The following is a 13143-nucleotide window of genomic DNA, read 5'->3' on the forward strand; positions in this document are numbered from 1 at the left end:
TATAACGACATGATTTTTCTTAATCCTTTTAATGAAGTTGAGCCGTATAGTGTTTGTGCGCACGTACTCCGTGGTACACATTAATACCACCAACTAAGAGAAAAATACCACCAACGATTAGCTGAATCGCAGTGAAATCAGATAGGAAAAGTAAAATAATACTAATGGAGAGTAAAACGCTCCCTAAAGCAAGTTGTGCCCGTGATTCTAAAATCTTCTTTTCAAGTGAGTCGTTTAAACGAAAGGCCTTAATGCGGCTAAAGAGATATAATAGAAAAGCTACGATCGCAATAATAACAAGAATTTGATTGATCATACAGATCCCCCTATAAAACATTCTGCTCTTATTGTACAGTTAATAAAAAGAAAAGACTAGTTCTGATTGAAAGAGGTTATCACATGTTTAAGCATATTATTGAAAAGATTGAGCAGTTCGAAACGATTATTATTCATCGACACGTTCGTCCAGACCCAGATGCATTAGGATCGCAAATGGGGTTAAAAACAATGATCCAACAAACGTTTCCCGAAAAACACGTCTATGCCGTTGGAGAGGAAGAACCTTCCCTTACTTTCTTAGGGAGAATGGACCGTATTGAAGATAGTCGCTATGAAGGTGCGCTTGTCATTGTTTGCGACACAGCGAATACGGCTAGAATTAGCGATGACCGATATGACAAGGGAGAGGTGCTAATAAAGCTCGACCATCACCCAAACGAAGAGCCTTATGGCGATATTGTGCTGGTTGATACAACGGTTAGTTCGACTTCTGAACTTATTGTAGCGTTACAAGAAGATACACCGATTCTTACATTAAATGAAGAAGCAGCCTTCTTACTCTATGCCGGAATTGTTGGAGACACTGGGAGATTTCGCTTTCGAAACACGACTGGCGAAACCTTAAAAAGGACCGCTCTTCTTTTAGATCAAGGAATTGACACTCAGCAATTATTTAACCAACTTTACCGACGTTCTTTACCACTAGTACGATTAGAAGGCCATATTTTACAGCATTTTGAACTATTCGATGACAAAGTAGGGGTCATGCGTTTGCCAAAAGAAACGCTTGAATCATTTCATGTTACGGCGAATGAATCTTCTCTACTCGTTAATTGTTTCTCTGGCGTTGAAGATATTCAAATGTGGGTCTTTTTTGTGGAAGAGGAAGAAAGCATTCGCGTGCGTTTGCGCTCAAAATCCATTGTCATTAATGAGATTGCCAAGCAACATCATGGCGGAGGTCACCCTGTAGCCGCTGGTGCAACAGCTTATTCTTGGGAAGAAGTAGAGGTTATTATTGGTAAGTTAAGAGAACTAGCGAAACAACACATCTAAAAAGCTTATCGACATTATCGATAAGCTAGCGGTTGCTTCTTTGTTCTTCGTCAATGATCTCGACGTCAATCCGAAACTCTGGCAACGCGTAAGTTCGCGTAATTTTTACGGTGTATTGATTGTCGTTTAGTTTATAAACTTTATTTTCAACGGCGCTCTCCATCACTTCTGTTAAACTTGCGATTGTTTCAATATTTGTTCCTTGCAAATGTTGAAGTTCCTTTAGAATTTGTTGGCGGAGTTCGTAGACGTTTAGCTGACTAAGATGATAACGCTCGGCATTTAAAATCGTAACGGAAACGGTTTGAACGATTAATTGTCGAGCATTTTCTTCGTTTTGAAGCGTTAAATCGTTTAAGAACTGGGCATTTTTTTCTTGAAGTTCTTGAATAATAATGTCTTTCTTTCCAATTTCGCTATAAAGGCGATCGTGCTTTTGACCATATTCAGCGATAAAGAAAGACCAGCCAATTAAAACGCCAATCATTATTCCTGAAAAAAAACGGAGCCACCCGGAATGTTTGGAATAATTAGGAACAAACATTAGACAGGATCACCAACGATCCACCTCAGCAAAATGGACCCAGACTGGGCGCCGCAAAAAGCAACGAGCAGCATAGCAAGAGTTCTGTATATATCTTCATGAACGCCGCTAAACAAACCACTTTCAATTTTTGTAATGGCGTCAAAGGAACCGCCAATCGCAGCAACGATCGCCCATATTTTTAAACTGTTTGATAAGCTGAATATTTCACTGAGAACAGGCTTTCCAATTAAAAATGCACCAATACCACCAATTAAGGCACCACCAATCATCACACCAAAGGCGATAAAGAAATTCATTACTAAGTGAGCAAGCATTTCTCTCGTTAAAAGCATCATTCTCACCACCTATTTGTATGTATACTTATATATAAGGACAAACTACTTTTTTTATGACACTATTATTGCAACTAGACATTAAAGGAGAGTGATGGTGTTGAGCACCTTACTTTCAAACATTTATAGTGAACATAGTCTTTTAAAATCAGGATTAACCATTAAAGCCTATGTCCAGCAAGCAAAACAATTAGGTTACAAAAATATTGCCCTAACAGATTATCATACACTAAGCGGCGTCTATCCTTTTATTAAGGAATGCGAAGCGGCTGGTTTAAAGCCTTTAATCGGGATCGAGTGCACGGTTCTTGTAAAAGATGTCCGGATCGTGGTTCGTTTATTGGCTAAAAATGAACAAGGCTACCAGCAATTAATCGAAATCAGCTCAGTGATAGGGTTAAGTAAAGATAAAGGCATTTCTTATGAGCAGTTTCAACTGTATTCAACCGAATGCATCATTTTTTTATCGGAGCAGTCATTTATACAAGCAAAAGATTGGTATAAGCGGTGGCTAGCGCTGACGTCCCATAGTGAGGGGCGATTAGAGGTAAGAGGTGTACAAGATTACCAGCTTGTTGAGTTTGCTGATGCCCATCATCTTTTATGTGTCGCTGCTCCTCCTGTCCGATTCAAAGAGGAGGAAGACTTTTCTTTGTATCGTTTAATACGAGCGATTGGAACAGGAACAACAGTCGATCATGTCGTGATTGAAAAAGAGTTAGAAGACGGGTATTTGTTACGACTAGACAAACGAGCTGAGTCGTTTTCAAAAGCGATGTTACGTGAAACGGATCAAATTGCCGAACGTGTTGAGGCGTTTTCTCTTTTTCATGAACCGATCATTCCTTCCTATGACGGTTTAAGTCGTGAGGACGCTAATCAACTGTTGTATAAAAAAGCGTATCAAGGGATGCTTCGTCGATATGATGATCAACCAACAGAAGAAGCGGTTGAACGTTTACAAAAAGAGCTAGACGTAATTAATGAGCTTGGCTTTTCCTCGTACTTTTTAATCGTGGCAGACTTTATGCAGTTTGCACATCAATCCGCTATACTAACCGGACCTGGCAGGGGTTCTTCTGCCAGTTCGCTAGTAGCATATTCGCTTTTTATTACAGATGTTGATCCACTGAAACATGGACTTTTATTTGAACGATTTTTAAATCCTGAGCGATTATCGCTTCCGGATATTGACATTGATTTTCCTGATTATCGGCGTGATGATGTCATTCAGTATGTGAGAGAGCGATTTGGGGAAGATCGTGTGGCGCAAGTGTTAACGTTTGGTACGTTCGCAGCAAGAGCGTCGATCCGTGATGCAGGAAAAGCGCTCGGGTTAAATAGTAGCTTTGTTGATCGAGTTGCCAAGGCAATGGAAGCCTCTTTGACGTTAGAACAAGCGGAGTCAAAAGGGGTATTTGCAAACTTTGAATCTACAGATCTTCATACGCTTCTTTTATATGCCAAACAGTTAGAGGGCATGCTTCGACATGAATCTACACACGCGGCAGGGGTCATTATTAGCGATCGGCCGTTAAAGGAAAAAGTCGCGCTGCAGTATGGAAGTGATGACCGAATCATTACTCAAGCTGATATGGAGAGCCTTGATGCGCTAGGTTATGTGAAGTTTGACTTTCTCGGTTTACGAAATCTCACGCTGCTCGAACAAATGCTCCATATGATTAAGCAATCCACTGGCCAACACATTGACTTACGCTCAATTCCATTTGATGATGACAAGACATTTGCCTTGTTACAAGAAGGAAACTCAACAGGTATTTTTCAGCTTGAATCAGACGGAATGAGGCGTGTTTTAAAGCAATTAAAACCATCGAGCTTTAACGATATTGTGGCAACAACTTCTCTTTATCGACCAGGCCCAATGGCATTTATTCCAGACTATATTCAGCGAAAGCACGAGCGCAAAACGAAATTCTCTAAGCATGAAGCCATCAACCGCGTGCTGCAATCAACGTTTGGGGTCATTGTGTACCAAGAACAAATCATTCAGTTGATTCAAATTAGTGCAGGGTATAGCCTTGCTGAAGCAGACGTATTTCGTCGAGCAATTAGTAAAAAACAACGTGAACTCATGAATAAAGACGCTTTTGTTGAACGATCTATTGAGCGAGGGTACACAAAAGAAGAGGCAGAGAATCTCTTTTCTCTCATTGAAAAGTTCGCTAATTATGGATTTCCGAAGTCCCATGCGACGGCTTACAGTATGATTAGTTATTGGCTGTCTTATTTGCGTGTTCACTATCAAAAGGCTTTTTTTGCGGCGCTTTGTTCAGCAAACTGGCAGGACCATCAAAAATTATATAACTATATTTACGAAGCTAGAAAAGCAGGTGTTGACGTTCTCCCACCTTCTGTTACGAAAAGCGATGTGCTTTTCACAGTCGAGGATCAAGGGATTCGTTTCGGACTCTTACCGATTTCCATGGTGACGCGACGCGTTGTTGAGAAGATAAAAGAAGGAAGTAATGAGTCGTTTGCAGACTTTTTTGCGTTTGTCGCAAATGTGTATTCACCAGCTGTTAACCAACAAATTTTGACGGCGCTTGTTAAATCAGGGGCATGTGATTTATTCGGAATCTCAAGAGCTGTTCTTCTTGCAAATGTTGATAAAGCGATTGCCTTTGCAAAACAAATTGAAGATTTTAAGCAATCAGCAGGTGGGCTGTTTACGATTAACCCTGTCACACCATCTTACATTGAAATCGAACCGTCTACGAAGATGGAAGAATTAAGTTGGGAAAGAGAAGTGTTAGGCTTTTATTTTTCAGGTCACCCGATTGAAAATGTGAAAGAACGGCTAAGTCAACGTAAACGGACAACGTTACTTGATGCAACCCCGTCAAGAAAAGAAATTCTTATTGCTGTTTTAGTCAAATCTGTGAGGAAAATCACAACAAAAAAAGGAAAAGCAATGGCTTTTTTTGTAGGAAGTGATGAGACAGAGGAATGCGATTGTGTCGTATTTCCTAACGTTTGGCAAGAGATAGAGCAAGTGTTAACGGAAGGAAGTCTTGTGCTGTTAAATGGCGTTGTGGAAGAGCGTGAAGGTAAAAAACAATTTATTGTTCAACAAGCAAAAGACATCAAGCAATTGCCAACTTCAGTAAGAAAAAAGAGTATGTCGATTCATATTGATATTGAGCAAGACACACCAACAAAATTAAGTGATTTAAAATATATATTAAGTCGAGATAGGGGGACGACATCTGTAACCCTTTATCGAAAAAAAAATCAATCAAAAATTAAGCTGCCTGATAAATATGCTGTTGAGCCAAGCAAGCGGACACTTCTGCTGTTAAAACGATTATTTGGCGAAGGGAATGTTCACGTGGAAGAAGAGGATTATGAATCGTAAGCGAAAGAACTTTCAGTCAACCTATTGGCAGATGGAAGCAACGTGTTTATAATAGAAAGCGAACATTAGGTGGTCTGACCAGTCAGGTTTCATTATAAAGGAGAGAGAATCGTGCCTACTACTAGAGAAGAAGCGCTTCATATGCACCGTGTTAATCAAGGAAAATTAGAATCAAAAGCAAAGGTACCTGTTAAAGATGCTCGAGATTTAAGTCTAGCTTACTCCCCGGGAGTAGCGGAACCTTGTAAAGAAATTTTTGAAGATGTTGAATCAGTTTATGAATATACAATGAAAGGCAATATGGTTGCGGTAGTTAGTAACGGTACTGCTGTGCTTGGATTAGGAAATATTGGTCCTGAAGCATCATTACCAGTAATGGAAGGAAAAGCGGTATTATTTAAATCATTCGCTGGTGTGGATGCATTCCCTATTTGCTTGCGTTCAAATGATGTAGATGAGATTGTCAATACTGTTAAAATGCTAGAGCCAACATTCGGTGGCGTTAATTTAGAAGACATTGCAGCGCCAGATTGTTTTGTTATTGAAGAACGTTTGAAGAAAGAAACGAATATCCCAATTTTTCATGATGATCAGCACGGAACAGCAATTGTTACCCTAGCTGGATTAATCAATGCGTTAAAATTAAGCGGGAAAAAGCTTTCTGAAATTAAAGTTGTTGCGAACGGCGCTGGAGCGGCAGGTATCGCAATTATTAAATTGATGCTACGTATGGGTGTGCGCGATATTGTCATGTGTGATACAAAAGGTGCGATTTATGAAGGTCGTCCATATGGAATGAACGGCGTAAAAGAGCAAGTCGCTAAGCGTACCAATCCAAACAAGCAAGAAGGACAATTAGAAGACGTGATTAAAGATGCAGATGTCTTTATCGGTGTGTCTGTTGCTGGAGCTGTGACAAAAGAAATGGTTGAAAGCATGAACGTCGACCCAATTATTTTTGCAATGGCGAACCCAGTACCAGAAATTATGCCAGAAGACGCAAAAGCTGCTGGCGCATCTGTTATTGGAACAGGTCGTTCAGATTTTCCAAACCAAGTGAATAACGTACTTGCATTCCCTGGAATTTTTAGAGGGGCATTAGATGTACGAGCTACGCATATAAATGAAGAAATGAAAGTCGCAGCTGTTTATGCGATTGCGAACTTAGTTGATGAAAAAGACTTAACAGCTGATTATGTCATTCCTGCACCTTTTGATCCACGTGTTGCCCCAGCGGTTGCAGCTGCTGTTGCGAAAAAAGCAATGGAGACAGGTGTATCAAGAGTGAAAGTTGATCCGGAAGATGTTGCGGAGAAAACAAGACAGTTGACGATCATCGATTAAGGAGGCACAATGGCTACCGATAAGCGCTACATCGAAATTATTCGTGCCCTTAGCGAAATTATTCAGCATGATGACTTAAAAAGTGGCGATAAGCTACCGTCAGAAAGAGAATTAAGCGACCGACTTCAAGTCGGTCGCTCCTCCATTCGTGAGGCGCTGCGCGGTCTTGAACTTTTAGACATTATCGAGACTAAAAGAGGCGAAGGGACCTTCATGAAGGCGACTTCAAGCTACCGATTAGTGGATTTGCTGTTATCTTTTATTTTAAAAGACGACCAAGCAAGGAAGGATTTAAGTGAGACAAGGCGAATTGTAGAGTTAGAAGCGTTAAAATTAGCAATTTATCGCATATCAACGGAAGAAATTCAACAACTAGATGAATTCATTACGCACTCAAAATTAAAATGGAGTCATGGCGATTTTCCAGTAGAAGCAGATTATCAATTCCACGAAACCATTGTACGAGCATGTGGAAATGTCTTGCTCTACAATATATGGAAATCGCTTGTCGCGTTTAATAAAGAAGCAATTAAGGAATCTTTAGAACGCAAAGGAAGACCGCCTGAATCCATTAAAGAGCACGAGTTAGTCGTGGAAGCCATTAAGCATCGAGAAGTAGAAGAGGCGTTAGAAGCGATGAGTCATCACTTGAAAAACAGCCGTTTTTAAAGGATATAGCAAGGAGCGATTCCATGTTAAAAGATATGTTTTCAAAGAAAAAGAAGCGATATGCAACCATCCCATCTGAGCGAGCAAAGAAAGAAGTGCCAGAAGGATTAATGACGAAATGTCCATCATGTCGAACCATTATGTACACAAAAGATTTAAAAAAGAATTTAAGTGTGTGCCGTACATGTGGGCACCATCACAGAATGGGCGCGTGGGAGCGGATTGAATCGTTAACTGACGAAGGTACGTTTAAGGAAATGGATGCAGATGTGGTTGGCGGAAACCCACTTGGATTTCCTGATTATGAAAGCAAGCTTGAAAAAGACCGTGAAAAAACGGGCTTAAAAGAAGCATGCATTTCAGGAGAAGGTGAAATGAATGGCTATTCTGTCGTACTGGCAGTGATGGACCCGGATTTTCGTATGGCAAGCATGGGCGCGGCCGTTGGTGAAAAGTTAACGCGAGCAGCTGAACGGGCGCTAGAAACAAACTACCCGCTTATTATCGTTGCAGCATCTGGTGGTGCCCGTATGCAAGAAGGCATGATTAGTTTGATGCAAATGGCAAAAACAAGTGCTGCCCTAGAACGGCTAGATCGAAATGGTGGCTTGTTCATTTCTGTCATGACCCATCCAACAACAGGAGGCGTCTCCGCTAGCTTTGCTTCACTTGGAGACTATAATTTTGCAGAGCCAAAAGCGTTGGTCGGTTTTGCTGGACGTCGAATTATTGAACAAACGATACGAGAAGAGCTTCCGGAAGATTTTCAAACAGCTGAATTCTTATTAGAGCACGGGCAATTAGATCGAGTGATCCCGCGACTTGAAATGAAAGAGACGCTAACAACCGTGTTGGCAATTCACCAGTAGATAGGGGGAGCGAACATGACGACGGAAAAAGAGTTTGAAAAACCAGTAATTGAGCTTCGAAATAAAATCGACGAGCTACGGAAATTTGCAAACGAAAAAGAACTGGATTTAAGTTCTGAAATTCACAAGATGGAGACTCGGTTACGTGAATTAGAAGAGTCTGTATACACGAATATTCAGCCGTGGGAACGCGTTCAAATCGCTCGAGATCATGAACGTCCAACGAGCCTTGACTATATTGAGTTAATGTTTTCCGATTTCTTAGAACTCCATGGTGACCGTTTATTCGGTGATGATAAAGCGATTGTTGCAGGGATTGCTACATTTGATGATCAGCCAGTCACCGTTATTGGCCATCAACGTGGAAAAGATACAAAAGAGAATATTATGCGTTACTTTGGATCGCCTCACCCTGAAGGGTATCGAAAAGCTTTGCGCTTAATGAAGCAAGCGGAAAAGTTTAATCGACCGATCGTTTGTTTTATTGATACAAAAGGGGCGTATCCTGGCAAATCAGCCGAGGAAAGAGGGCAAAGTGAAGCGATTGCACGAAACCTTCTTATGATGGCAGGATTGAAAGTTCCAACGATTAGTATCGTCATTGGAGAAGGTGGAAGTGGTGGTGCACTAGCACTTGGTGTTGCCGACCGCATTTATATGCTAGAAAACTCAACGTACTCTGTTATCTCGCCAGAAGGTGCAGCGGCATTGCTTTGGAAAGATTCTACACAAGCGAAAAGAGCAGCTGAAACGATGAAAATTACAGCGCCTGATTTATATGAGCTGGGTGTCATTGACTCAATCATTGAGGAACCAAAAGGTGGAGCACAACGAGATGTACATGAACAAGCGGCTAGTATGAAACAAATTTTGCGCGATGCATTAGCGGATTTGAAAGCAAAATCTGTAGAATCTCTATTAGATGAGCGGTATGAAAAATACAAGAAAATGGGCCAAATTTCCGATAAACGAATCAAAGCAGAATCAAAATGATTTGGAAGTGCTTTCATTGATATGAAAGCATTTTTTGTAGTGTGGTAACACTTGTGTTCGTGAAATCAAAGTGGTATCTTTACTTGCAGAGACTATGTGAGACAATGTTTTTTGTCTTCGTGTTCGTTAGGAGGAACTGAATTGAAACGTATTGGTGTGTTAACAAGTGGTGGCGATTCACCAGGTATGAATGCAGCGATTCGCGCCGTTGTTCGAAAAGCAATCTATCACGGAATTGAAGTGTATGGTATTTCATATGGCTACCAAGGGTTAATTGAAGGCGACATTAAGAAAATGGAGCTTGGTTCTGTAGGGGATATTATTCATCGCGGTGGTACGATGTTATATACAGCACGTTGTGAAGAATTTAAAACGCTTGAAGGTCAAAAAAAGGGTATTGAGCAGTTAAATAAATTTGGAATTGAAGGGCTTGTCGTGATTGGTGGAGACGGGTCTTATCGTGGCGCTCAAAAGTTAAGCGAGCATGGATTCCCAACAGTAGGTGTCCCTGGAACGATTGATAACGATATTCCAGGAACTGACTTTACAATCGGGTTTGATACAGCACTAAATACGATCATTGACGCCATTGATAAAATTCGCGACACTGCAACGTCTCATGAACGTACGTATGTGATTGAAGTAATGGGTCGTCATGCTGGAGACTTGGCACTTTGGGCTGGTCTTGCAGATGGTGCAGAAACCATTGTGATCCCAGAAGAAGAACATGATATGAGCCTTATTCTTGCTAACATCAAACGTGGTGTTGAACGCGGGAAAAAGCACAGCATTATCATTGTAGCTGAAGGTGCTGGATCAGGTTTTGATTTCGGTGAGAAGATCAGTACGGAAATGAATGTAGAAACTCGTGTAACGGTCTTAGGACATATTCAACGTGGAGGCTCACCAACTGGAGCAGACCGTGTTTTAGCTAGTCGTCTTGCAGCAAAAGCCGTTGACTTATTACTTGAAGGAAAAGCGGGCATGACTGTAGGGATACAGCGTAATGAAATTGTGTACCACTCTATTAATGACATTTTAGATCAACCCCATAAGATTGATACAAATATGTACAAGCTCTCGCAAGAGCTATCTATTTAAGAAGAATTTGTAGGAGGAACAAAATGCGTAAAACAAAAATCGTATGTACAATTGGACCAGCTAGTGAGTCGGTCGACCAACTCGTATCGTTAATTGATGCTGGCATGAACGTAGCACGTTTAAACTTTTCACACGGAGATTTCGAGGAGCACGGAGCGCGTATCCGCAACATCCGTGAAGCTTCGGAAAAAGCAGGTAAGACCGTAGCCATTTTACTTGATACAAAAGGTCCGGAAATTCGTACCCAGACTGTTGAAAATGGTGCGATCGAGCTTGAAAAAGGACAGGAATTAGTTGTTTCAATGGAAGAAGTTGTTGGCACAACGGAAAAGATTTCGATCACATACCCAGGGCTCGTAAATGATGTACATGCGGGCAGCATCTTATTGCTAGACGATGGCCTCATTGGTCTTGAAGTGAAAGAAGTCCGCAATCAAGAACTCGTAACGGTTGTTATGAATAGCGGAACATTGAAAAACAAAAAAGGTGTGAACGTACCGAATGTCAGCGTAAACCTTCCTGGGATGACGGAGAAAGATGCAGCAGATATTACGTTCGGCGTTGAGCAAAACGTTGATTTTATTGCGGCATCATTTGTTCGTCGTGCGTCTGATGTATTAGAAATTCGTGAGCTCCTTGAAAAAAATGGTGCTGCGGACATCGCTATCATCCCTAAGATTGAAAATCAAGAGGGTGTTGATAACATCGATGAAATTTTGGAAGTGTCTGATGGCCTTATGGTTGCACGTGGTGACCTTGGTGTAGAAATTCCAGCTGAAGAAGTGCCCCTTGTACAAAAACAACTGATTGTTAAGTGTAATGAGCTTGCTAAACCTGTTATTACAGCGACTCAAATGCTTGATTCGATGCAACGTAATCCACGCCCAACAAGAGCCGAAGCTAGTGACGTAGCGAACGCAATTTTTGACGGTACAGATGCAATCATGTTATCAGGCGAAACTGCTGCTGGAGATTATCCAGTTGAATCGGTTCAAACGATGCATAACATTGCAAGTCGCACAGAACAAGCTTTAAACTACGAGCAAATGCTTAGCAAGAAGAGTAAAGAGTCGAAGCAAACGATTACGAGTGCGATTGGACAGTCTGTTGCGCATACTGCTTCAAACTTAGATGCGACTGCGATTTTAACAGCGACTGAAAGTGGACATACCGCTCGTATGACGTCTCGTTTCCGTCCAAAATCGCCAATTCTTGCCATTACAAGCAACGAAAGAGCATTCCGTAAGATGGCTTTAGTATGGGGTGTAACGCCTTTACTTGGTAAACAAGCAAGCTCAACTGATGAAATGCTTGATTTAACAGTAGAAGCTGCGATTGGCTCTGGTCATGTTGCCCAAGGAGATCTTGTAGTCATTACTGCAGGCGTTCCAGTTGGTGAAACAGGAACGACCAATTTATTAAAAGTCCATGTGCTTGGTGAAGTGAAAGCAAAAGGACAGGGGATTGGTCAGCGTTCTGGTGCAGGGAAAGTCGTGATTGCTGAAAATGCAGCAGAAGCAAATGCGAAAATGACTGAAGGCGCAGTATTAGTGACAAAATCAACAGATAAAGACATGATTGATGCGTTTGAAAAAGCAGCAGCTGTTATTACGGAAGAAGGCGGATTGACGTCCCATGCTGCAGTTGTAGGCTTAAACTTAAGTACACCTGTTGTCGTTGGCGTTGAAGGTGCACTCGCCTTATTCACAGACGGTGAAGAAGTAACCGTTGATGCTAAAACCGGAAACATTTACAGTGGAAAAGCGCGTGTATTATAATAGAAAGAAAAAGAAGAGCAAAGGCTCTTCTTTTTGCTTATCATCGAGGAGGCACGGATGTTGAAACGACTGCTGTTCCCTATCGCAATTGGTGTTCCTTTAATTGAACTGTTGCTTATTGTGCTATCCGTTCAATGGATTGGTGTATGGTACACCATTTTAGCTATGCTTACAACGAGTATCGTAGGGTTTCTCTTTGCACGCCGACAAGGAATGCAAGTACTGCGTTTGGCTCAATTACAAATGCAGAAACAACAAGTACCAAGTCAAGCGCTGATTGATGGTGCGTGTATTTTTATTGGGGGTGCGCTTTTAATGCTCCCAGGCTTCTTTTTAGATGTAGTAGGCGCATTCTTCTTAATTCCTTGGACAAGAGGAATTATTAAAGCTGGACTGCTTAAAGCCATTCACACAGGGATTGCTAAGGGTCAGTTTATTGTCATAAAAAGAAGATAACTTGTCAAAATATGCTGGTTATAGCCGTAATTTTAAAATTATGGTATGATATGAAGTGCTTAGGTTGTTCGAAAAGCACCTCATATTGTACCTAATGGTTTTAGGGTTTTTAATAATCTTGCTAGTGGGTATAGGAAGATGTAGCTTTTTTATGCAGTCTATAGAAAGTTGTTTTTAAGCTTGGCTTATGTCTAGTCTACTAGACTATGAGCACTTCCTAGATTCATACTCGAATCACGTTCTTTCACAATGAAGGAGATAGGAGAGTTCGCATCCTTTTGCGAAACCGCTTCACTTGGGTACCATACGTCTGGTGAAGGATTTATTAGAGAAAAGGAGAGAT

Annotated in this window: 12 protein-coding genes; 9 read left to right on the forward strand and 3 right to left on the reverse strand. The window is 41.2% G+C overall.

Annotation, left to right across the window (positions count from 1 at the left end):
• Nucleotides 1-28: 28 nt before the first annotated feature.
• The gene (locus ACE1TH_RS01945; protein ID WP_176554280.1) at nt 29-316 is read right to left on the reverse strand and encodes a YtpI family protein; all 288 of its coding nucleotides are present in this window, start codon (nt 314-316) and stop codon (nt 29-31) included.
• 83 nt (nt 317-399) lie between these two features.
• Between ACE1TH_RS01945 and ACE1TH_RS01950 the strand changes: the two genes are divergently transcribed.
• Nucleotides 400-1335 carry a DHH family phosphoesterase gene (locus tag ACE1TH_RS01950; protein WP_099301492.1) on the forward strand — a complete coding sequence of 312 codons (936 nt, stop codon included), beginning with the start codon at nt 400-402 and terminating at the stop codon, nt 1333-1335.
• Between the two features lie 25 nt (nt 1336-1360).
• Here the strand turns inward: ACE1TH_RS01950 and ytrI are convergent, their stop codons facing one another.
• Nucleotides 1361-1879 carry a sporulation membrane protein YtrI gene (gene ytrI / locus ACE1TH_RS01955; protein ID WP_099301491.1) on the reverse strand — a complete coding sequence of 173 codons (519 nt, stop codon included), beginning with the start codon at nt 1877-1879 and terminating at the stop codon, nt 1361-1363.
• Nucleotides 1879-2214 (reverse strand): YtrH family sporulation protein, encoded by a 336-nt coding sequence (locus ACE1TH_RS01960; RefSeq protein ID WP_099302146.1) that lies wholly within the window; start codon nt 2212-2214, stop codon nt 1879-1881. The genes ytrI and ACE1TH_RS01960 overlap by 1 nt, the downstream gene beginning before the upstream one ends.
• Nucleotides 2215-2314: 100 nt before the next feature.
• On the opposite strand from ACE1TH_RS01960, the gene ACE1TH_RS01965 reads away from it, so the two are divergent.
• From ACE1TH_RS01965 to ACE1TH_RS02000, 8 genes are all read left to right on the forward strand, one after another.
• Entirely contained in the window at nt 2315-5590 is a 3276-nt protein-coding gene (locus ACE1TH_RS01965; RefSeq protein WP_375078286.1) for a DNA polymerase III subunit alpha, read from the forward strand.
• 141 nt (nt 5591-5731) lie between these two features.
• On the forward strand, nt 5732-6934 hold the full coding sequence (gene ystJ, locus ACE1TH_RS01970) for an NADP-dependent malic enzyme (RefSeq protein ID WP_099302145.1): 1203 nt from the start codon (nt 5732-5734) through the stop codon (nt 6932-6934).
• Nucleotides 6935-6943: 9 nt separating this feature from the next.
• Entirely contained in the window at nt 6944-7603 is a 660-nt protein-coding gene (locus ACE1TH_RS01975; protein ID WP_099301489.1) for a FadR/GntR family transcriptional regulator, read from the forward strand.
• Nucleotides 7604-7626: 23 nt separating this feature from the next.
• The gene (gene accD / locus ACE1TH_RS01980; protein WP_099301488.1) at nt 7627-8472 is read left to right on the forward strand and encodes an acetyl-CoA carboxylase, carboxyltransferase subunit beta; all 846 of its coding nucleotides are present in this window, start codon (nt 7627-7629) and stop codon (nt 8470-8472) included.
• Between the two features lie 15 nt (nt 8473-8487).
• Nucleotides 8488-9465 (forward strand): acetyl-CoA carboxylase carboxyl transferase subunit alpha, encoded by a 978-nt coding sequence (accA, locus tag ACE1TH_RS01985; RefSeq protein WP_375078287.1) that lies wholly within the window; start codon nt 8488-8490, stop codon nt 9463-9465.
• A gap of 141 nt (nt 9466-9606) precedes the next feature.
• Entirely contained in the window at nt 9607-10566 is a 960-nt protein-coding gene (gene pfkA, locus ACE1TH_RS01990) for a 6-phosphofructokinase (protein WP_099301486.1), read from the forward strand.
• Nucleotides 10567-10589: 23 nt separating this feature from the next.
• Nucleotides 10590-12344 carry a pyruvate kinase gene (gene pyk, locus ACE1TH_RS01995; RefSeq protein ID WP_099301485.1) on the forward strand — a complete coding sequence of 585 codons (1755 nt, stop codon included), beginning with the start codon at nt 10590-10592 and terminating at the stop codon, nt 12342-12344.
• 57 nt (nt 12345-12401) lie between these two features.
• Nucleotides 12402-12800 carry an FxsA family protein gene (locus ACE1TH_RS02000; protein ID WP_099301484.1) on the forward strand — a complete coding sequence of 133 codons (399 nt, stop codon included), beginning with the start codon at nt 12402-12404 and terminating at the stop codon, nt 12798-12800.
• Nucleotides 12801-13143 lie beyond the last annotated feature (343 nt).

It is taken from the genome of Shouchella sp. JSM 1781072, from assembly GCF_041949915.1.
In the GTDB taxonomy this organism is placed as follows: domain Bacteria; phylum Bacillota; class Bacilli; order Bacillales; family Bacillaceae_D; genus Shouchella.

Excerpts from the sequence above, each read along its gene's own strand:
- ACE1TH_RS01945 (WP_176554280.1), bottom strand. The coding sequence starts at position 316 with ATGATCAATCAAATTCTTGTTATTATTGCGATCGTAGCTTTTCTATTA.
- ACE1TH_RS01950 (WP_099301492.1), top strand. The coding sequence starts at position 400 with ATGTTTAAGCATATTATTGAAAAGATTGAGCAGTTCGAAACGATTATT.
- ytrI (WP_099301491.1), bottom strand. The coding sequence starts at position 1,879 with ATGTTTGTTCCTAATTATTCCAAACATTCCGGGTGGCTCCGTTTTTTT.
- ACE1TH_RS01960 (WP_099302146.1), bottom strand. The coding sequence starts at position 2,214 with ATGCTTTTAACGAGAGAAATGCTTGCTCACTTAGTAATGAATTTCTTT.
- ystJ (WP_099302145.1), top strand. The coding sequence starts at position 5,732 with ATGCACCGTGTTAATCAAGGAAAATTAGAATCAAAAGCAAAGGTACCT.
- ACE1TH_RS01975 (WP_099301489.1), top strand. The coding sequence starts at position 6,944 with ATGGCTACCGATAAGCGCTACATCGAAATTATTCGTGCCCTTAGCGAA.
- accD (WP_099301488.1), top strand. The coding sequence starts at position 7,627 with ATGTTAAAAGATATGTTTTCAAAGAAAAAGAAGCGATATGCAACCATC.
- accA (WP_375078287.1), top strand. The coding sequence starts at position 8,488 with ATGACGACGGAAAAAGAGTTTGAAAAACCAGTAATTGAGCTTCGAAAT.
- pyk (WP_099301485.1), top strand. The coding sequence starts at position 10,590 with ATGCGTAAAACAAAAATCGTATGTACAATTGGACCAGCTAGTGAGTCG.
- ACE1TH_RS02000 (WP_099301484.1), top strand. The coding sequence starts at position 12,402 with ATGTTGAAACGACTGCTGTTCCCTATCGCAATTGGTGTTCCTTTAATT.